Origin of the sequence: Pseudoclavibacter sp. RFBJ3 (assembly GCF_002931375.1) — a bacterium.
Classification (GTDB): Bacteria; Actinomycetota; Actinomycetes; order Actinomycetales; family Microbacteriaceae; genus Pseudoclavibacter.
In genome coordinates this window covers 51,542-70,783 of the sequence record NZ_PSXZ01000004.1, presented here as the reverse complement: position 1 = coordinate 70,783, position 19,242 = coordinate 51,542, and the positions used below count along the sequence as shown (strand labels likewise).

Below are 19,242 nucleotides of genomic sequence, written 5' to 3'. Positions count from 1 at the left end.
CAGGCTGCGGCGGCACGCGTCACCTGCGCGGGTCTGACGTCAGAGCAGCTGGAAGCCGCGGTTCTCCGGGTAGTGGCGCTCGGCCTCACCCGTGTAGAGCTGCTGCGGGCGCCCGATCTTGGTCTTGGCATCCGCGTTCGCCTCACGCCAGTGCGCGAGCCAGCCGGGGAGGCGCCCGATGGCGAACAGCACCGTGAACATGCGCGTCGGGAAGCCCATCGCCTTGTAGATGAGGCCCGTGTAGAAGTCGACGTTCGGGTACAGGCTTCGCTCTTTGAAGTAGTCGTCGTTCAAGGCGACCTGCTCGAGCTGCGTCGCGAGCTCCAGAAGCGGGTCGTTGACGCCGAGCGCGGCGAGCACCTCGTCCGCGGACTCCTTGACGAGCTTCGCACGGGGGTCGTAGCTCTTGTACACCCGGTGGCCGAAGCCCATGAGGCGCACGCCGTCTTCCTTGTTCTTGACCCGCTCGACGAAGCGGTCGACGCCCTCGCCGGATTCCTGGATCTGCGCGAGCATCTTGAGGACGGCCTCGTTGGCGCCACCGTGCAGCGGGCCGTTGAGGGCGCTGATGCCAGCGGAGATCGAGGAGTACATGTTCGCCTCGGTTGAGCCGACGAGACGCACCGTCGAGGTCGACGCGTTCTGCTCGTGGTCGGCGTGCAGGATGAGGAGGCGCTCGAGCGCCTTCGAGAGCACGGGGTTGACCTCGTAGGGCTCCGCGAGGTTGCCGAAGTTGAGCTTCAGGAAGTTGTCGACGAAGTCGAGCGAGTTGTCCGGGTACAGGAACGCCTGGCCGATGCTCTTCTTGTGCGCGTAGGCGGCGATGACCGGGATCTTCGCGAGGAGGCGGATGGTCGACTGCTCGACCATCTCGGGGTTGTGGACGTCGAGGGAATCCTCGTAGTACGTCGAGAGCGCGTTGACGGCGCTCGACAGCACGGACATCGGGTGCGCGTGCGGCGGCAGTGCCGTGAAGAAGCGCTTGAGGTCCTCGTGGAGGAGCGTGTGGTGGCGGATGCGGTCGGTGAAGTTCTCGTACTCCGACTCGGTCGGCAGCTGGCCGTAGAGCAGCAGGTACGCGACCTCGAGGAAGCTCGACTTGGAGGCGAGCTCCTCGATCGGATACCCGCGGTAGCGGAGGATGCCGTTGGCACCATCGATGTACGTGATCGCCGACTTTGTCGACGAGGTGTTGACGAAGCCCTGGTCGAGCGTGGTGTACCCGGTCTGCTTCATGAACGTCGAGATGTCGACCGCGTCAGCGCCTTCGGTAGCGCGCAGAACGGGGAACTCAGCTGTCCTGTCGCCGATCCTGAAGGTGGCTGAGTCCGCCTCATTCCGGTGGGCCTCAGCCTGCTTGTGCTGTTCAGTCACAGATCCTCCTCGAGCGGGTGGGGGATGCTCCCCGGCGAGCACGCAGAACGCGCAGTGTTCTCATAGCCTAATCGGTCGACGAGGTGACTATGCGAATCCACAATGAAACTCGCGATGTGCTGTTCGATACCTACTGAGCTTGCACGGAATGGTCAGGACTGGCCGCGATGAGGCGCCGCGCGGCCTCGTCGATGTGCGCATCCGTGGCCGTGAGGGAGACTCGGACGTGCCGCCCGCCGGCCTCGCCGTAGAAGACCCCGGGCCCCGCGATGATGCCGAGCTCTGCGAGCTCCTCGATCGTTGCCCAGGAGTCGTCGCCCTTGGTGCCCCACAGGTAGAGGCCCGCCTCGCTGTGCTCGATGCGCAGCCCCCACGCCTGGAGCGCGGGAAGGAGCACCTCTCGGCGACGGAGGTAGCGGTTGTACTGCTCGACGGCATGCTCGTCGTCGCCGAGCGCAGCCACGACGGCCGCCTGCACCGGGGCCGGGACGATGAGCCCCGCGTGCTTGCGTGCCGTGAGCAGGCGCGAGATGAGCTGCGCGTCACCCGCGACGTAGGCCGCCCGGTAGCCCGCCAGATTCGACCGCTTCGAGAGGGACGAGCACGCGAGGATGTTGCTGAGATCTCCACCCGTGACCCGCTCGTCGAGGATGCTCGGGATGCGCTCCCCCGACCAGTCCCCCCAGCCGAGTTCCGCGTAGCACTCGTCGTTGACGATGACGGCGCCCAGCTCGCGAGCACGGGCGACGGCTGCCGCGAGCTCCTCGACGCCGAGCACTCGGCCGTCGGGGTTGCCTGGGCTGTTGAGCCAGATGAGCTTCGTCGATTCCGGCCAGGCCGCGGGGTCGTCGCCCGCGAAGCCCTCGGCTCCGGCGAAGACCGCGCCGATCTCGTACGTCGGGTAGGCCCGGGCAGGGTAGACGACCGTGTCGCCCTCGCCGAGTCGCAGGAAGAAGGCCGTCGTCGCGACGAACTCCTTCGAGCCGACCGTGAGCATCGTGTTCGAGCGCAGCAGGCCGCTCACGCCACGGCACCGCGCGAACCAGGCGACGACGGCGTCCCTGGCTTCCGGTGTGCCGATCGTGGTCGGGTAGGAGTGCGCGTCTGCGTGCTCCCGCAGCGCCGCGCGAACGATCTCAGGCGTCGGGTCGACGGGAGAGCCGATCGAGAGGTCGAGGGCACCATCCGGGTGCGCGTTCGCCTGGTCGATGTAGGGCGTCAGCTGGTCCCAGGGGTAGTCGGGCAGCTCGCCGAGCGTCACGCGCCCTCTCCCTGCGGTTCGAGCGCCGCGATGACCGGGTGGTCGTGGTGGATGACGCCGACCTTCGCCGCTCCCCCTGGCGAGCCGATCTCGGAGAAGAAGTCGACGTTCGCGGTGTAGTACTCGCTCCACTCCTCGGGCAGGTCGTCCTCGTAGTAGATGGCCTCGACGGGGCAGACGGGTTCGCAGGCACCGCAGTCGACGCATTCGTCGGGGTGGATGTAGAGCATCCGATCGCCCTCGTAGATGCAGTCGACGGGGCACTCATCGATGCAGGCCCGGTCCTTCACGTCGACACAGGGAAGGGCGATGACGTAGGTCACTGAGGTGACTCCTCCTAGCTCGGTTGCGATCTCTCATCGTACTCGCCGCCGCCGGTCGCCGTTCGCGATCGGCGGCTCGGCAGGGCGGGCCAGAACGCGCAGCCCGCCGCGACGAGGGACGCAAGGGCGAGCCAGGCGAGGCCGACCACGTCACCGACCACGACGACGCTCGAGCCCGGATTCCAGACGCCGAGGCCGACGACCGCGGCGATGACCCCGACAGCGAACCCGGTGCTCATCCACCGATCGACGAGGTACAGGCGCAGGCCGATGCCGAGGCACAGGATGCAGGCGAGGCCGAGCACGATGCCCACCCAGAGCGTCGTCTCGAAGAGCTCGACGCGGCCACGGTGGAGGAACGTGGTCACGGTGCCGACGATGAGGCCGAAAAGCGCGTAGAGCAGCGCCCCGAGGATGCGTTCCCCGGTTCGCTGCTCTGCGGCAGGCTGTTCGATGACTTCCGTCATACGACCTTACTGTTCACGTGTTGCCGTGCGAGGGCGCACGCGCAACTACTGCTTCTTGGCGCGCGAGGTGGCACGCGCACGCGCGTTGCCGTCGAGGAGCAGCTTGCGGATGCGGATCTTCTCGGGCGTGACCTCGACGCACTCGTCCTCGCGGGCGAACTCGAGGCACTCCTCGAGCGTGAGCTGGCGAGAAGGCGTCATCGACTCGAACGTGTCCGCGTTGGCGGAACGCATGTTCGTGAGCTTCTTCTCCTTGGTCACGTTGACGTCCATGTCGTCGGCGCGCGAGTTCTCGCCGATGACCATGCCCTCGTAGACCTCTTCGGTCGGCTGCACGAAGAACGACATGCGCTCCTGAAGTGCGATCATCGCGAACGGCGTCGCGACTCCGGCGCGGTCGGCGACGATCGAGCCCGACGTGCGGGTCGTGATCTGGCCGGCCCAGGGCTCGTAGCCGTGCGAGATGGCGTTCGCGATGCCGGTTCCACGCGTGCTCGTCATGAACTCGCTGCGGAAGCCGATGAGGCCTCGCGACGGGATGACGAATTCCATGCGAACCCAGCCCGTGCCGTGGTTCGACATCGACTCCATGCGGCCCTTGCGCGCGGCGAGCAGCTGCGTGATGGCACCGAGGTGCTCCTCCGGCGAGTCGATCGTGAGGTGCTCGAACGGCTCGTGCGTCTTGCCGTCGACGATCTTCGTGACCACCTGCGGCTTGCCGGCCGTGAGCTCGAAGCCCTCGCGGCGCATGTTCTCGATGAGGACCGAGAGCGCGAGCTCGCCACGGCCCTGGACTTCCCAGGCGTCCGGGCGTCCGATGTCGAGGACGCGGATCGAGACGTTGCCGATGAGCTCGCGGTCGAGGCGGTCCTTGACCATGCGCGAGGTGAGCTTGTGGCCCTTGACCTTGCCCATGATGGGCGAGGTGTTCGTGCCGATCGTCATCGAGATGGCGGGCTCGTCGACCGTGATGCCGGGAAGCGGACGGATGTCCTCCGGGTCGGCGATCGTCTCGCCGATCATGATCTCGGGGATGCCGGCGACGGCGACGATGTCACCGGGGCCAGCGGAGTCGGTGGGGACGCGGTCGAGCGCCTTCGTCTCGAGGAGCTCCGTGATGCGCACGTTGTGCACCGAGCCGTCGTTCTTCACCCAGGCCACGTTCTGGCCCTTCTTGAGCGTGCCGTTGAAGACGCGCAGCAGAGCGAGACGGCCGAGGAACGGGGAGCTGTCCAGGTTCGTCACGTGCGCCTGCAGCGGCGCCTCCGGGTCGAAGGCCGGCGGCTGGATGTGCTTGAGGATCGTCTCGAAGAGCGGTTCGAGGTCGTCGTTGTCCGGCAGCTCGCCGTCGGCGGGCTGGTTGTGCGAAGCGGCACCAGCGCGGCCCGAGGCGTAGAGGACGGGCAGGTCGAGGAGCGCGTCGATGTCGAGATCGGGCGCCTCATCGGCCATGTCGGAGGCGAGACCGAGAAGCAGGTCCTGGCTCTCGGCGACGACCTCGTCGATGCGCGCGTCCGGACGGTCGGTCTTGTTGACGCACAGGATGACCGGGAGGTTCGCGGCGAGCGCCTTGCGGAGCACGAAGCGAGTCTGCGGGAGGGGTCCCTCGGAGGCGTCGACGAGGAGGACGACACCGTCGACCATGGACAGGCCGCGCTCGACCTCGCCACCGAAGTCGGCGTGGCCAGGGGTGTCGATCACGTTGATCGTGATCGGGCCATCCGTGGCGTGCTTCCCCTTGTAGGAGATCGCCGTGTTCTTGGCGAGGATGGTGATGCCCTTTTCACGCTCGAGGTCGTTCGAGTCCATGACTCGGGCTTCGGTCGAGTTGCTGTCGTGCTCGCCAAACGAGCCCGTCTGCTTCAGCATGGCGTCGACGAGGGTCGTCTTGCCGTGGTCGACGTGCGCCACGATGGCGACGTTACGGAGTTCAGAACGGTGGGCGACAGGCACAGCAGTCATTCAAGGGTGCTTTCATTTGAGAAAAGGGCAGTTCATCCTACGTCACGGAGGACACGCCTCCCGACCAGCGTGAGATCGCCCCCACGCTGGCCGAAGTTTCTATCGAGTCACTGGCCGGATTCCCGCTCCTCCGCCTCGGCGCGCAGGATGTCCTCCTGCTGCGCCGAAGGAGCATCCGAGGCCACGATGTCGTCGCCGAGGACCTCGGCCGTGACCGCGCCCTCGGTTGCGCGCTTGAGCGCGGCCCGCTCGGCTCGGCGGATCGCCTGCTCGTCAGGGTCCGGCACCGGCACGGCGGCGACGAGGCGCTGCGTGTACGGGTCTTGCGGAGCACGGAGGATCTGGTCCGTCGGCCCCTGCTCCACGATCTTGCCGTGGTTCATGACGATGACCCGGTTCGCCAGCTGGTCGACGACGGCCAGGTCGTGCGTCACGAACAGCACGGCGAACTGCAGCCGCTGCTGGATCTCGACGAGCAGCTCGAGCACGCGCTTCTGCACCGACACGTCCAGGGCGGAGGTGGGCTCATCGGCCACGAGGAGCTTCGGCTCGAGCGCCAGGGCGCGGGCGATGCCGATGCGCTGACGCTGTCCACCGGACAGCTCGTTCGGGTAGCGGTTGCGGAACGAGCGGGGAAGCTCGACCTGGTCGAGCAGCTCGCCGACTCTGGCCTCGATCTCCGCCTTCGTCAGCTTCTTCTCGAGGATGAGCGGCTCCGCGATCGACTGCCCGACGGGCCACCTCGGGTTGAGCGACGAGCCCGGGTCCTGGAAGACGATGCCGATATCGCGGCGCACCTTCGCGAGGTCGTGCCTCGAGACCCCGTTCAGCTCGACGCCGTTGAGCTTCATCGAGCCGGCGGCGACCGGCAGCAGCCCGACGACCGCGCGAGCAACCGTGGTCTTCCCCGATCCCGACTCTCCGACGACGCTCACGATCTCGCCCGGGTAGATCTCGAAGGTCGCGTCCTCGACGGCCTTGAACGCGGGGACGCGGCCCTGCTTCGGGTACTCGATGTCGGCGTTCTGCACGACGAGCGCCGGCTCGCCCGTGAACTCGCGCGCATCCAGCCCGCTCGCCGCTCCGGTGCCCAGGTGCGGAACCGCGTCGAGCAGCGTCTTGGTGTAGGCGTGCTGCGGGTTCTTGAAGATCTCTCGCACGGTGCCGCGCTCGACGATCTCGCCGCCCTTCATCACGATGACGTTGTCGGCGATGTCGGCGACCACGCCCATGTCGTGCGTGATGATGACGATCGCCGAGTTGAGGCGCTCGTGCAGCGACCGCATGAGCTCGAGGATCTCGGCCTGGATCGTCACGTCGAGGGCCGTCGTCGGCTCGTCGGCGATGAGGAGGTCCGGGTCGCAGCTGAGCGACTGCGCGATCATGGCGCGCTGCCGCTGCCCGCCGGAGAGCTGGTGCGGGTACGAGTCGAACGCCTTCGCCGGGTTGGGCATCTCGACGAGACGAAGGAGCTCGAGCGCGCGCTCCCTGGCGGCGTTCGGCGTCATCGTGGGGTTGTGGATGCGCAGCGCCTCGGAGATCTGGAACCCGATCGTCAGCACCGGGTTGAGCGCCGTCATGGGCTCCTGGAAGATCACCGCGATGTCGTTGCCTCGAGCGCGGCGCAGCGTCGACTGCGGCGCCCCGATGAGCTCGGTGCCGTTGAGCTTCGCGCTGCCGGAGGTGCGCCCGTTCTTCGGGAGGAGGTCGAGGAGCGTCATGGACGACACGGACTTGCCGGAACCCGACTCGCCGACGATGGCGAGCACCTCGCCCGGCCGGACCACGTAGTTGATGTCCTTCGCGGCGGTGACCCAGTCGCCGCCGACCCAGAACTCGACGCTCAGATCCTGGACCTCGAGGATCGGCGTCGTGTCGTCTTTGCGTGAAGTCGTGCTCATGAGCGTGCCTCCCGGTGGGCTGCGGTTGCAGCGCGTGCTGTCTGGGGTGTGGGCCGTGCGGCCTCTGCGAGAATGGGCGGGTGTCCGAGCGAACCGTTCTCCGCCCCCGTATGGGTCTTGTCGTCTACGGCGTCATCGCCGCGATGGCGCTCGTCGCCGTCATCTCCGTGATGATCACTCCGGGAGCCGAGCGGCACCTGCTCTCGGTGCTGCCGCTGCCCATCCTGGCCCTCGGCCTCGGATGGATCACCCTGGTGAGCCCGAGCGTCGTCTTCACGGACGATGCGCTCGAGGTGAACAACCCGCTCAAGAAGACGGTCGTGCCCTACGGGCAGATCGAGCTCGTCGAGACGACGCGCGGCTTCACCGTCACGACGCCGGAGGGCAAGGTCAGCGCGTGGGCTGCTCCCCCGCCCGACCGACTCAGCGCTGAGCGCATGGACCCGCGCGATCCGCTCCTGTGGAAGGACCCGCGCCGGCTCACGGACGAGTCCCAGAGCATCCGCACGAGCGCGGCCCCCGGAACCTACTCCGGCGACGCTGCCGTGAACCTCACGCATCGCCGGGCTCAGCAGCAGCGAGACGCTGGAACGCCGATCGGTCCGGTCGTGCGCACCCAGAACGTGCTGAACACGGTGGTGCTCATCACGACGGTGCTCGTGGTCGGCGCGCTCATCGCCATCTAGCCCGGCGAGGACCAGGCGAGGGGCGCGCTCTGCGAGGAGGTGCGTCACGCATCCGCCTTGCTTGCGTCACCCGTGCTCGTGTCGCCCTTGGTGGGGCGGCCGTCGCGCGACGTGAGCGTGCGCCACATGCGCGACCAGGTGCCGTTGCCGGGGATCTTGCGCTGGCGCGGGTCGAACGCGTCGCGCAGTCCGTCGCCGATGAAGTTGATGCACAGCGCGATGGCGACGATGAAGGCGCCCGGGAACCAGAACAGCCACGGGCGAGTGGCGAACGCACCCTGGTATTCCTGCACGATCTGGCCGAGCGAGACGTCTGGCGGCTGGATGCCGAACCCCAGGAACGACAGGTTGGCCTCGAGGATGATCGCCGCGCTCATGAGCAGGGTCGTGGAGACGATGACCACGCCGAGGGCGTTCGGCAGGATGTGGCGGAAGATGATGCGGCGTCCCGATGCACCGGCGACCCGCGCGGCGTCGACGAACTCGCGCTCTCGGAGCGTGAGGAACTCTCCGCGCACGAGGCGGGCGAGCGACATCCAGCCGACGAGACCCAGCACGACGGCGAGCGAGACGGCACCGTAGGCCCGGAGGACCTCGTTCTGGCCGGCGAGCTGGCCGAGGACGGCCGCGAAGACGAGCGTCGGGATGACGAGGAAGAGGTCGGTGACGCGCATGAGCACGTTGTCGACCCATCCGCGGTAGTAGCCCGCGATGCCGCCGACGATGATGCCGATGACCGCGGCGAGGATGCCGTAGATGAACATGACCGTGAGCGACTGCTGCGTTCCGCGCATGACGCGGGCGAAGATGTCGCGGCCGATCTCGTCTTGACCGAACGGGTGCGAGCCCCAGTCGAACAGGCTCACGAAGGTCGGGTTGCCGCCGTTCTCGATGGGGGCGATGGAGTTCCAGTCGTAGGCCCACCAGCCGGGGACCTGGATCTGCGTGAACCTGCCCTCGGAGAAGTCCCACCACGGCACGACGATGCCGACGGAGGTGAAGACGAGCAGCACGATGACCAGGAGGACGGCGGTCGAGACCATCGCTCCCGTGTGGCGCACGAACCGGCGCCAGACGATCTGGCCCTGGCTCAGGCCGATGGTCTCTCGCTGCTCGATGGTCAGCTCGTCCCCGGGGCCGTGCGGCTGGGGTGAGGTGATCTCAGTGAAGTTCGGAGTCGTCATAGCTCAGCCCTCTCTCAGCTCAGGCGGATTCGCGGGTCGAGGACGGAGTACAGGATGTCGGCGATCAGGTTGAAGATCACCGTGAGGGCGGCGGTCACGAGGACGTAGCCCATGAGCGGGTTGAGGTCGACGTTGCGCAGCGACTCCGAGAAGATCGAGCCCATCGCCCTCCAGCCGAAGATCTGCTCGGTCACGATCGCGCCGGAGATGATGGCTCCGACGTCGGCCGCGACGATCGTGGTGATCGGGATGAGCGAGTTGCGCAGTGCGTGGCGCATGACCACCGTGCGCTCCGGCAGGCCCTTCGCGCGAGCGGTCCGGACGTAGTCCTGGTTCATGATCTCGAGCAGGCTCGAGCGGGAGTACCGGCTGTAGCTCGCGATGGAGATGACCATGATCGCGATGGTCGGCAGCAGCAGGTGCGTGAAGCCGTCGAGCATCTGCAGCCAGATGGACGGGTCGGAGCCGAGCTGCGGGCTGGATGCGCCGACCGTCGCGATCGGTCGCCCGCCGGTCTGGTCGTAGTAGCCGGACCAGGTCTGCATGACGCGGTCGATGACGAGCAGCAGCGAGACGACGAAGCCGACGATCGCCGCATTGCCTGCGACGTTGCGCTTGTCGAGGCCGCCGAAGAACTTGCCGGCGAAGTAGGCGATGGCGGTGAAGGCGACGATGAGGACGATCGGGAACCAGGCGCCGATCTCGTTCGTCATCGCGAACTGCAGCGGGTACCAGAGCGCTCCCCCGACGACCGCGACCGCACCGGTGACGATGAGGTTGCGGCGGTGCGAGAGGCCGACGGTCAGCGCCGCGGTGATGAGCACCGTCGCGAGCCCGAGGAAGATGATCAGCACCGTGCCGAGGCCCGGGTTCCGGAACCAGTCGAGCAGTTCCATCCCGAACAGGATCGCGATGCTGCCGGCGGTGCCGGCGCCGAACACGATGGCTCGCGTCTTTGCGGGCCCCCCGATGATCGACATGAAGATGAAGCCGATGACCACGCCGATGAGCAGCAGCATCGGTATCGGTATCTGCGGGGCCTGCAGGAAGTCGTTGAAGCCGATGGCCATGTACTGCTTCAGCAGCACGGCGACGAAGAAGATCGGCAGCGAGTACGTGAGGAACGACAGGAACGTCACCGTGTAGTCGTAGCCCGAGTACTGGCGCAGAGCGGTCGTCACGCCGACGGCGACGCCGATCACGACGGCGATGAGCGTCGCGGCGGTGACGAGCTGCAGGGTCTGGCCGACCGCCGAGGCGATGAGCGGTCCAACGTCCTGGCCGACGATGTTGACGCCCATGGAGAAGTTGTTGCCGAGGAAGCCGAACAGTCCGTTCGGGTCGTCGAAGGTCGGGATGAAGAACCCGAGGATGCCGCCGAGCCAGAGGAAGAAGCGGGCTGGGGCGGGCACATCCAGTTGCAGGAGCTCCACGCGCGCGGCGATGAGCTGCTCCTTGTTGGGAGCCGTGGACTCCAAGATGTCCGCGAGCGGGTCCTTCGAGATCGCGACGAGGTTGTACACGATGAAGAGCGCGCCAAGCAGGATGAAGATCGACACGAAGAGGCGTCGGAGGGTGAATCTCAGCACAGAGGTGTCCTGTTCTGGAGGAGGCATTCGGCCGGGGTGTGGCCGCGAACAGACGAGGCGGGAGTCCCGCAGTCGAGAAGACTACGGTACTCCCGCCGTCGCTTGGTCTGACCGCGCGGCGGTCAGCGCGTCGAGAGCTCGACGCTGGTGTGACTACTCAGCGGCTTCCACGGGTGCCCACTCCCAGGCGTTCCAGAAGTACTGCGGGGAGAGGAATCCGGGCTTGACGTTCGCAACCTGGTCGCTCCAGGCGACCACGCCGGGGAACTGGAAGATCGGCACGGACCAGGACTTGTCCATGATGATCTTCTCGGCGTCGACGAGCTTGCCCTGAGCCTCAGCCGGGTCGAGGGTGACCTCGACGTCCTTGAGGATCTGGTCCAGCTCGGGGTCGCTCCAGCCGTAGTAGTTGTTGATGCCGCCCGTGATGTAGTTCGGGGACGGCTCGCCGACACCGAGACCCTCGGACTGCCATCCGAAGAGGGCCGCGTCGTAGGCGTCGGTCTGCGTCGTGAGCACGGTGGACCAGTCCTCGGCGCTCGCGTCGACGATCGTGAAGCCGGCCTTCTCAGCCGAGGCCTTGATGAGCTGCAGCTCCTGCTGGCGGCGCGGGTTCGACGATGCCGTCATGAAGCGGACGGACGGGTTGGCAACGCCTGCCTGCGCGAGGAGGCCCTTGGCCTCTTCGATTGCCGCGTCGTCGCCCGAGTAGCGGTCGACGCCGCTGGCGGCGACGGATTCCTCGTAGCCGTCGGCTCCGGGGAGGAACACGAGCGAGTCGCGGGTGGTCGCATCCGGTGCGATCGGCGTGATGAGCTTCTCGACGATCTCCTGGCGCGGGATCGTGAGCAGGAAGGCCTCGCGGATCTGCTGGGCCTTGGCCTCGTCGCCGCCGTAGGTTGCGGGGTCGAAGACGCCGCCGTTGGCGACCTGGAGGTCGACGTGCTCGTAGGTGCCCTCGAGCGAGGACTCCCACTCGATGCCCTCGGTGGCCTCGAGCTGCTGCAGGAGGTCGGTCGTCGGCTGGCCGGAGACGATCTGGACTTCACCGTTCTGGAGCGCCTGCACCTGTGCCTGCGGGTCCGGGATGAAGCGGATCGTGATGGTCTCGTAGTGCGGCAGCGGGCCCCACGTGTAGTCCTCGCGGGCCGTGAGCGTCACGTACTGGTTCTCGACGAGATCCGTGATCGTGTACGGGCCGTTGGAGAGCGTCTTCTGCGGCTCCTCGGGCATCGAGGTGTAGTCGTAGCCCGTGCGGTACTCGGACGCGACCTTGCCGAGGAAAGCGGTGTCGTTGTCGTTGACGGCCGTGATGAAGGCATCCTTGGCGGCCTGCGCGTCGTCGTACTCACCCGGGTAGGCGAGCTGGACGGTGCCGTGCGCCGAGATCGCCGTCGTGTCCGGCGCGAACATGGTCTTCCAGTCGGCGTACGGCTGGTCGTAGACGACCGTGAACGACTTGTTGTCGTCGGCCAGCGTCGGAACTGCCGAGGCGAGGTCGAGCTGGAGGCCGGGAGCCGGGTCGGTTCCCCAGTAGACGCCAGCGTCTGCGGCCGCGTCGATCGCGTCCTGGTTGGTGACGTTGCCCTCGTCGTCGTACTCGGCCTCTGGGACCTCGCCGGCGGAGCGGTGCGTCGTGTTGGCAGCCCAGGTGAGGAGCAGGTCGGCGCCGTCGAACGGCGTCCCGTCGCTCCAGGTCACCGCGTCGTTGACCGTGTACTTGATGGTGAGCGGGTCGCTCGAGACCTCCTCGACCGTGCCGAACTCGGTGTTCTCCACGAGCTCAGGGGTCGGGTCGTAGTCGATGAAGCCGTCCGACGTGACGTGGACGATGTTGGCGTTCGCCGCGGCGTTGTTGGCCGAGGTGTTGACGTTGAACGCGAAGAACGGGTCGTTCCAGGCAACCGTGATGGCGGAGCCACCGACGATCTCCGGATCGCGGTTCGGGGCGGAGCAGCCAGCGAGCACCAACGCGCTTGTGGCGACGATGGCTCCCGTGGCGATAACTCGTGATGTCCTCATAGGACCTCCTTGGGGAAAACATGGGGCTGTGAGCGTCGAAGATCCACGGACTCTGTGAATTCTCGACAAATACCCGTTGAACCTACGCCCCTGCGCGCGCGCCCTCTTGCCAATTCAGAAGATTGTTACGCACACGAAACGGGTCTTGTTCATCTCACACAAGCCCGTCAGCGTTCGTAGACTGCCGACATGTCACATTCGCGCATTGACGTCACGGTCAGTGAAGGTGCGCCCTTCCTGGACCGTTCCGCGCGCATCCGCACGCGCTGGGAGATCTGGCTCGTCCTCGCGTTGGCGATCCTCCCGTCCAGCCTCTACGCCATCATCTCGCTCGCCGAGCGGGCCACCCGCGACACGGCCCTCGCCGACCAGACCACCACGCTGAACGCCTCCCGCGACGCCAGGCCGCTCTTCGACGCGCTCCTGCAGCTCATGAGCGTCGCCACCGACCTCGTCCCCGTGGCGCTCGTGATCTGGCTGCTCTGGACCCCCACGGTCTCCGGCTTCCGGAGGCTCGGTCTGGATGCACGCCAGCCGGTCCGCGACGTGGGCCATGGTCTCCTGCTCGCCGCCTGCATCGGCGTCCCCGGAATCTTGTTCTACCTGGCGACGCGGGCCCTCGGCCTCACGCTCTCGGTCGAGGCGAGCGCCCAGGAGATCACCTGGTGGACCGTGATCCTGCTGCTGCTCGCCGCGCTGCGAGCGGCACTGCTCGAGGAGGTCGTCGTCGTCGGCTATCTCGTGACGAGAGTGCGTGAACTCGGGTGGGCGACGTGGCAGATCATCGTCGCCTCGTCGCTGCTGCGCGGTTCCTACCACCTGTACCAGGGGCCGGGAATGGCCATCGGGAACGTCGCCATGGGCGCGCTGTTCTCGTGGTGGTTCCTGCGCAGAGGGCGCGTGGGCGGGCTCGTGGTCGCCCATTTCATCCTCGATGCCGTCTCGTTCCTCGGCTACCCCTTGGCGGCGGCACTCCTCCCCCAGCTCTTCACCTGAGCCCGCGGTTGGAGCGATTCGCAGGCATCCCCTGCGTCCCCTCGTCAGAGCGCGAGGGGCGTCACTGCATGAGGTTGACGTAGCGGAACGTCTGCTCGCCGTACTCCCAGACGACGTCGAACTTCTTCTTGGGCACGTCGAAGACGAGGTAGCCGGACTCCGTGCCGACCCCGTACTCGCGCTGCTCCACCGAGCCGTCCATGCAGTCCTCGGCGATGGAACCGCCGAGACGCGACTCGGAGTTCTGCTCGAGGAGCTGCAGGTCGTTCAACCCGAAGACGGGCCCGTAGCCCCCGCCGTCATGCTCTGCCCCCAACGCGCCGTAGCCTTCGACCTGCAGCTGGATGGCTACGTAGCTCCCCTTCGCCTTCGGCGCGTCCGCAGCGAGGCATTTCACGCCGAAGGAGACCCCCGTCACCGTGAAGCGGCCGACGGGCTCTCCGCTCGCGCCGAGGACGGTCGCCCACTGCCCACGGGTGAAGCGCAGCTCGCCGTCGACCGGCCTGGGGTTCTCGTTCTCGGCCACGCGCGGCGCCGCCACGACCTGCACGTTCACGGGGCTCGAAGTGGCCGTGGGAACCGGCGTCGCCCCCGGGGTGGCGATCACGTCGACCGCCTCAGCCGGGCCGGGAGAGGGCTCGGGCCACGCCGGCGAGCAGGCGGAGAGCAGCAGCAGGATGCCGAGCGCCCCGACCAGGAGGACGCCCCGACCCCGCCGGGACCGCCAGCGGTCGACGCGCCTCATGGACATCACTCAGATCTGGCCGAGGAGGCCGCGATCCTCGCCGCCAGCGGCGAGGCGAGCAGCTCCTCGAGCAGCACCAGACGACCACTCGCATCCGTCATCGGGACACGCCAGTTCGGGTACTCGTCGGCCGTGCCCGGCTGGTTCACGCCGCGGCGGTCACCGGCAAGATCGGAGACCCCGACCCCGAAGAGCTGCGCCGAGGAGGCCGCCAGGTACTCGTGGAGCGCGACGACGAGATCCGCGTTGGAGGGCTCCTCCCCCACCAGACCCGCCGACCGGAGGCGGTCCACGACCTTCGAGATCGTCTCGGTCTCCTCGGCCCTCGCCTCTTCGACGGAGCCCTCGAGGAGGCCGAGGCGCTCGCGAACGTCAAGGTGCTCGAGGGCCAGGAACCCGGCCGTCGGCGGTAGATCATGTGTCGTCACCGTCGCCAGGCAGGCGCGCCGGTAGTCCTCGGCGGCGAGTGGGACACCGTCCTCTTCCCATTCGAACCAGAGCACCGAGGCGCCGAGCATGCCCCGCTCGGCCAGTGCATCCCGAGCCTCGGGCGGCACCGTGCCGAGGTCCTCGCCGATCACGACGGCGCCGGCGCGCTCGGCCTCGAGCGCGAGGATGCCGAGCATGGCCTCCGCGTCGGTGCGCACGAAGCAGCCGTCCTTCGCGGTGTTCCCCTCCGGGATCCACCAGAGGCGGAAGAAGCCAAGGATGTGGTCGATGCGGACGGCGCCCGCGTTGCGGAAGACGGCGCGGAGCATGTCCCGGTACGGCGCGTAGCCGAGCTCGGCGAGCATGTCGGGGCGCCACGGCGGCTGGGACCAGTTCTGACCGAACTGGTTGTACTGGTCGGCAGGTACCCCGACCGTCACGCCACGGGCCATCGCCGCACCGAACGACCAGGCGTCAGCGCCACCGGCATGCACGCCGACGGGGAGGTCATGCACGACTCCCAGCGACATCCCGGCGGCCCTGGCCTCGGACTGCACCCTCCTCGCCTGCACCTCGAGGAGGCACTGGAGCCACACATGGAACTCGGTGTCCTCGGCGTGCGCGATGGCGAACGGGAGCACCTCGGCTCCGTTGGCCGTCGCCAGCTCGCGCGGCCACTCGCGGGAGTCGCGGCCGTGCACGCTCGAGATGGCGCAGAAGACGCCGAACCGCTCGAGTGGCTCACCCGAGGCTCGTCGGAAGTCCTCGAATTCGTCGTCGACCACGTTCGCCGACCGCCAGGCCTCGAAGAGCGCGCGCAGAGCGGGTTCCTTCAGCGCCCAGGCCTCGTCGCGGTCGATCGTGTCGATGCCGTTCCCGACGATGGCCGCGGCTGCGAGCCCCGAGAGGAGCTCGATCGTCGAGGCTGGGAGCGGCGTGCGCTCCGCGACGAAGACGGCAGCCCAGTCGATGTTGAGGATGAGGGGGTCGACGAACTGCCTCGAGGTCGGCAGGTACGGGGACGGCTCGAGTGGTGAGACCGGAGGGTTCGCGTTCAACGGGTTGACGAGCACGAAGTCGGCATCGCGCTCAGCTCCCCAGGCGGTCAGCACCGAGAGATCGCGGAGGTCGCCGATGCCCCAGGACGTGGAGGAGCGCAGCTGGTACAGCTGCGTGAACAGTCCCCAGGAGCGCTGCTCGGGCCATGGCGTGGTCGTCGGCACGACGATGAGCGTGCCCGAGTCCGCCTCCTCCACGGCGGCTGCTCCCTCGCCGACGCTGGCGGCGATCGAGTGCCAGCCCGTCGGCAGGTCGGTCGGCACGGCGAACGTGGCTCGCCCGACGAGCGCGCCGTCGATGCTGCGCGGGTCGACCCAGTTGTCGAGCTGCTCGAGCTGGCGGACGGTGCCATCCTCGAGCCGAACCTCTGCGGTGACGGCGCTGCCGTGCGGCACGTGGATGAAGACGCTCGCGGAACTCCCCGCGCGCACGGTCGTGCAGGCGGGCACCGTGCGCCGCCACGGACGCTCCTCGAAGGCGACGGTCGATGCGGCCACCTCGTCATCGGTGTCCGCCGACAGCCCGAGCGCATCGAGCACCGCCGCCAACGTCTCCGGCGACACCTGCTGCTTCTCGCCCCGCCAGCCCCAGTACTCGACTTCCAGGCCGGCGTTCGACGCGAGGTCGCGGATCGCCTCGATGTTGGTGATGCTCACGAGTATTCGACCTCAGTTTCGGTGACGGTGACGGTGCGCGGGGCGAGGGCCTGGTTGGCTGGTCCGGAGACGGGCTCGCCGGTCCTCGTGTCGTAGTGGCTCGAATGGCATGGACAGATGATGTGCTCCGCGGTGACCTGCGAGACCGGGCAGCCCTGATGCGTGCAGATCGAGCTGAAGGCGAAGAACTCGCCAGCCGCCGGCTGCGTGATGACGGTCTCGGTGGCTGCGACGATGGCCCCACCGCCCACGGGCACCTCGGTGAGCGGGATGGATCCGCTCGCCGCCGTATCGGCTTCTGCAGCGGAACCGCCGGCGCCTTCGCTGTCTGGCCCGCCACAGGCAGCGAGCAGCGCCGCCGTCGCGATTCCTCCGCCGACCGCCGCGCTTCCCCGTATGACCCCGCGTCGTGAAGGATCCTGTCGTTCGCTCACGGCTCCAGGCTAGTCGGCGACCGCCTCGGTCGAGCTGCGGCGCGCGCGGTCCGCGCACGGAGCACGGGCTTCGCGCAGCGCTACTCCTCGAGTTCGGTGCCCATGAGCTCGGGAAGGGTGAATGCCGCCGCGGCCGCGAGGAGGAAGGCCGCCGAGAACACGCTGAAGACGAGCACGCCTCCGCCGGCGGCCAGCATGACGGGGACAAGCAGCGGCGCGATGATCGACGCGATCCTGCCGAAGCCGGCCGCCGCCCCCGTTCCGGATGCCCGCAGTCTCGTCGGGTAGAGCTCGGGTCCGATCGCGTACAGGGCACCCCAGGCGCCGAGGTTGAAGAACGACAGGCACATTCCTGCGGCCAGGATGGTGCCTTCCGTGGTCGCGAAGCCGAACCAGAAGGCGGCCCCCGCCGAGCCGAGCAGGAAGATCGCGAGTGTCGCCCTCCTGCCGATCCGCTCGATGAGGAAGGCGGCTACGACGTAGCCGGGCAGCTGCGCGAGCGTGATGATCAACGTGAACTCGAACGATTTCACGAGCGTGAACCCCTGGCCGACCAGCAGGCTCGGGATCCAGATGAACGCGCCGTAGTAGCTGAGGTTGATGCAGAACCACACCGCCCAGAGCGCGGCCGTCCTGCGGCGCAGCGCGGGAGCCCACAGGTCACGCCACCGCGCCGGCCGCGCGCCGGACGCCGCACTCGCGCGCTCAGCGGCCTGCGCGCGGTCCGTGGCCTCGACGGCCGACGCTTGCGGCGCATCCACCCCCGCCGACTCCTCGAACTGCCGAACGGCGCGTTCGGCCTCCCCGTATCTGCCCTTGCTCTCCAGGAAGCGCACCGACTCCGGCAGCCCGAAGCGCACGACGACCGCGTAGATCGCGGGCAGCAGACCCGTCAGCAGCGCCCAGCGCCAGCCGTCGTCGGACAGCGGGATGATGAAGGCGCCGATGAGCGCGGCGCCGATCCAGCCCACGGCCCAGAAGGCCTCGAGCAGCACGACGACTCGGCCGCGGATGCGCTTCGGCGCATACTCGCTCACGAGAGTGGACGCGACGGGGAGCTCAGCCCCGAGCCCGAGGCCGACGACGAAGCGGAGCACGATGAGCGCCGCCACCGACGCCGCGAGCGCCGAGGCTCCCGTCGCGAGGCCGTAGATGAGCAGCGTGGCGGCGAAGACCTGACGCCGGCCGAGCTTGTCGGCCAGCAGACCGCCGAGGCTCGCCCCGATCGCCATCCCGACGAAACCGATGGACGCGATGAACGAGAGCGTCGTCGCGTCGAGACTCCACTGCACCGCGAGCGCGGCCATCACGAACGAGATGAGACTCACGTCCATGGCGTCGAGCGCCCAGCCGATGCCGGAGCCGAAGAGCAGCTTCCGGTGCCTGCCAGTGAACGGGAGCCGGTCGAGGCGCTGGTTGCGCGTGAGGGGTACCTGCGGTGCTGCGGCGGCGGGGCTGTCCGCCGGGCGAGGCTCGGTCATGTGCGTATCCAAGGGTGCGGGAGTGGACTGGACGCCTAACCGTGCCAGACGGGAAACGGCTCCACCAGTCCCCGTGCCGCAATCGGCAATGGAGCCAGGTGGAGCCGAGGTGCCGAGAGGTCACGCTCGGCGTTCCCCTGTGGGGGTTGGCGTCGGGTGGCTACGCCTCGGGCGCGGCCATGTGGAAGACCTCCCACAGGTGGCCGTCGAGGTCATCGAAGGCGGCGCCGTACATGCCGAACTCGTTGGCTTCCGCGGGACGGTGGATCTTCGCACCACCCGCCTCGGCCTTCGCCGTGATCTCGTCGACCTCCGCGTCGCTGCCGAGGAGCAGGGCTGTTGTGCTCTCGTGACGGTTGCCACCGAGGATCGCCTCTGCCCCCTCGGGGAGGAAGCCCTGGAAGCGCTCCGTCTGCAGCAGCATGATCGCCACCTGCTCGCTCACGACGATGCAGCTCGTGCTGTCGTCGGAGAACATCGGATTCACGGTGAAGCCGAGGCCGACGTAGAAGTCGGTCGCCGCCTTGACATCGGCGACGGGGAAGTTCGGGAAGACCATGGACGCGCCCATGAGCGGCTCCTTTGCACGTGGATCATGTGATGACGGGATCTTGAGATGACGCGGTCCTCGTCGTCTCATGATCCTAGGAGGAAAATGCGGGATTCGGGCATT

Annotated in this window: 16 protein-coding genes; 2 read left to right on the top strand and 14 right to left on the bottom strand. The window is 67.9% G+C overall.

The features are described 5' to 3' along the window. Nucleotides 1–39: 39 nt before the first annotated feature. From C5E07_RS04195 to C5E07_RS04170, 6 genes are all read right to left on the bottom strand, one after another. Nucleotides 40–1,374 (bottom strand): citrate synthase, encoded by a 1,335-nt coding sequence (locus tag C5E07_RS04195; RefSeq protein ID WP_104241601.1) that lies wholly within the window; start codon nucleotides 1,372–1,374, stop codon nucleotides 40–42. Nucleotides 1,375–1,504: 130 nt separating this feature from the next. Beyond that, complete coding sequence (dapC, locus tag C5E07_RS04190) at nucleotides 1,505–2,635, bottom strand: succinyldiaminopimelate transaminase (RefSeq protein WP_104241602.1); 1,131 nt, start codon at nucleotides 2,633–2,635, stop codon at nucleotides 1,505–1,507. Beyond that, entirely contained in the window at nucleotides 2,632–2,958 is a 327-nt protein-coding gene (fdxA, locus tag C5E07_RS19710) for a ferredoxin (protein ID WP_104241603.1), read from the bottom strand. Before fdxA ends, dapC begins: the two co-directional genes overlap by 4 nt. A gap of 14 nt (nucleotides 2,959–2,972) precedes the next feature. Next, nucleotides 2,973–3,425: a hypothetical protein gene (locus C5E07_RS19405; RefSeq protein ID WP_181057780.1), complete on the bottom strand. Its 453-nt coding sequence runs from the start codon at nucleotides 3,423–3,425 to the stop codon at nucleotides 2,973–2,975. Nucleotides 3,426–3,470: 45 nt separating this feature from the next. Further along, nucleotides 3,471–5,387, bottom strand: a complete 1,917-nt coding sequence (typA, locus tag C5E07_RS04175) for a translational GTPase TypA (protein ID WP_104298553.1) — start codon at nucleotides 5,385–5,387, stop codon at nucleotides 3,471–3,473. A 107-nt stretch (nucleotides 5,388–5,494) separates the two neighbouring features. Then, complete coding sequence (locus tag C5E07_RS04170) at nucleotides 5,495–7,288, bottom strand: ABC transporter ATP-binding protein (protein WP_104298552.1); 1,794 nt, start codon at nucleotides 7,286–7,288, stop codon at nucleotides 5,495–5,497. 80 nt (nucleotides 7,289–7,368) lie between these two features. On the opposite strand from C5E07_RS04170, the gene C5E07_RS04165 reads away from it, so the two are divergent. Next, on the top strand, nucleotides 7,369–7,974 hold the full coding sequence (locus tag C5E07_RS04165) for a hypothetical protein (RefSeq protein ID WP_146080502.1): 606 nt from the start codon (nucleotides 7,369–7,371) through the stop codon (nucleotides 7,972–7,974). A 44-nt stretch (nucleotides 7,975–8,018) separates the two neighbouring features. Here the strand turns inward: C5E07_RS04165 and C5E07_RS04160 are convergent, their stop codons facing one another. The 3 genes from C5E07_RS04160 to C5E07_RS04150 form a co-directional block, all read right to left on the bottom strand. Continuing rightward, nucleotides 8,019–9,158: an ABC transporter permease gene (locus C5E07_RS04160; RefSeq protein ID WP_104298551.1), complete on the bottom strand. Its 1,140-nt coding sequence runs from the start codon at nucleotides 9,156–9,158 to the stop codon at nucleotides 8,019–8,021. A gap of 14 nt (nucleotides 9,159–9,172) precedes the next feature. Further along, entirely contained in the window at nucleotides 9,173–10,747 is a 1,575-nt protein-coding gene (locus tag C5E07_RS04155) for an ABC transporter permease (protein ID WP_104241609.1), read from the bottom strand. Between the two features lie 153 nt (nucleotides 10,748–10,900). Beyond that, the gene (locus tag C5E07_RS04150) at nucleotides 10,901–12,769 is read right to left on the bottom strand and encodes an ABC transporter family substrate-binding protein (RefSeq protein WP_104298550.1); all 1,869 of its coding nucleotides are present in this window, start codon (nucleotides 12,767–12,769) and stop codon (nucleotides 10,901–10,903) included. Nucleotides 12,770–12,958: 189 nt separating this feature from the next. On the opposite strand from C5E07_RS04150, the gene C5E07_RS04145 reads away from it, so the two are divergent. Next, complete coding sequence (locus C5E07_RS04145; protein WP_104298549.1) at nucleotides 12,959–13,765, top strand: CPBP family intramembrane glutamic endopeptidase; 807 nt, start codon at nucleotides 12,959–12,961, stop codon at nucleotides 13,763–13,765. A gap of 61 nt (nucleotides 13,766–13,826) precedes the next feature. On the opposite strand, the gene C5E07_RS04140 is transcribed toward C5E07_RS04145, so the two are convergent. The 5 genes from C5E07_RS04140 to C5E07_RS04120 form a co-directional block, all read right to left on the bottom strand. After that, a complete protein-coding gene (locus tag C5E07_RS04140) occupies nucleotides 13,827–14,510 on the bottom strand; it encodes a hypothetical protein (RefSeq protein WP_146080501.1) in 684 nt (227 codons plus the stop codon). Nucleotides 14,511–14,515: 5 nt separating this feature from the next. Further along, nucleotides 14,516–16,654, bottom strand: coding sequence for a 4-alpha-glucanotransferase (malQ, locus tag C5E07_RS04135; protein ID WP_104298547.1), 2,139 nt, complete (start codon nucleotides 16,652–16,654; stop codon nucleotides 14,516–14,518). Further along, nucleotides 16,651–17,088 carry a Rieske (2Fe-2S) protein gene (locus C5E07_RS04130; protein ID WP_104298546.1) on the bottom strand — a complete coding sequence of 146 codons (438 nt, stop codon included), beginning with the start codon at nucleotides 17,086–17,088 and terminating at the stop codon, nucleotides 16,651–16,653. Before C5E07_RS04130 ends, malQ begins: the two co-directional genes overlap by 4 nt. 80 nt (nucleotides 17,089–17,168) lie before the next feature. Continuing rightward, complete coding sequence (locus C5E07_RS04125; RefSeq protein WP_104298545.1) at nucleotides 17,169–18,569, bottom strand: MFS transporter; 1,401 nt, start codon at nucleotides 18,567–18,569, stop codon at nucleotides 17,169–17,171. Between the two features lie 160 nt (nucleotides 18,570–18,729). Then, nucleotides 18,730–19,140, bottom strand: coding sequence for a VOC family protein (locus C5E07_RS04120; RefSeq protein ID WP_104298544.1), 411 nt, complete (start codon nucleotides 19,138–19,140; stop codon nucleotides 18,730–18,732). Nucleotides 19,141–19,242: the final 102 nt, after the last annotated feature.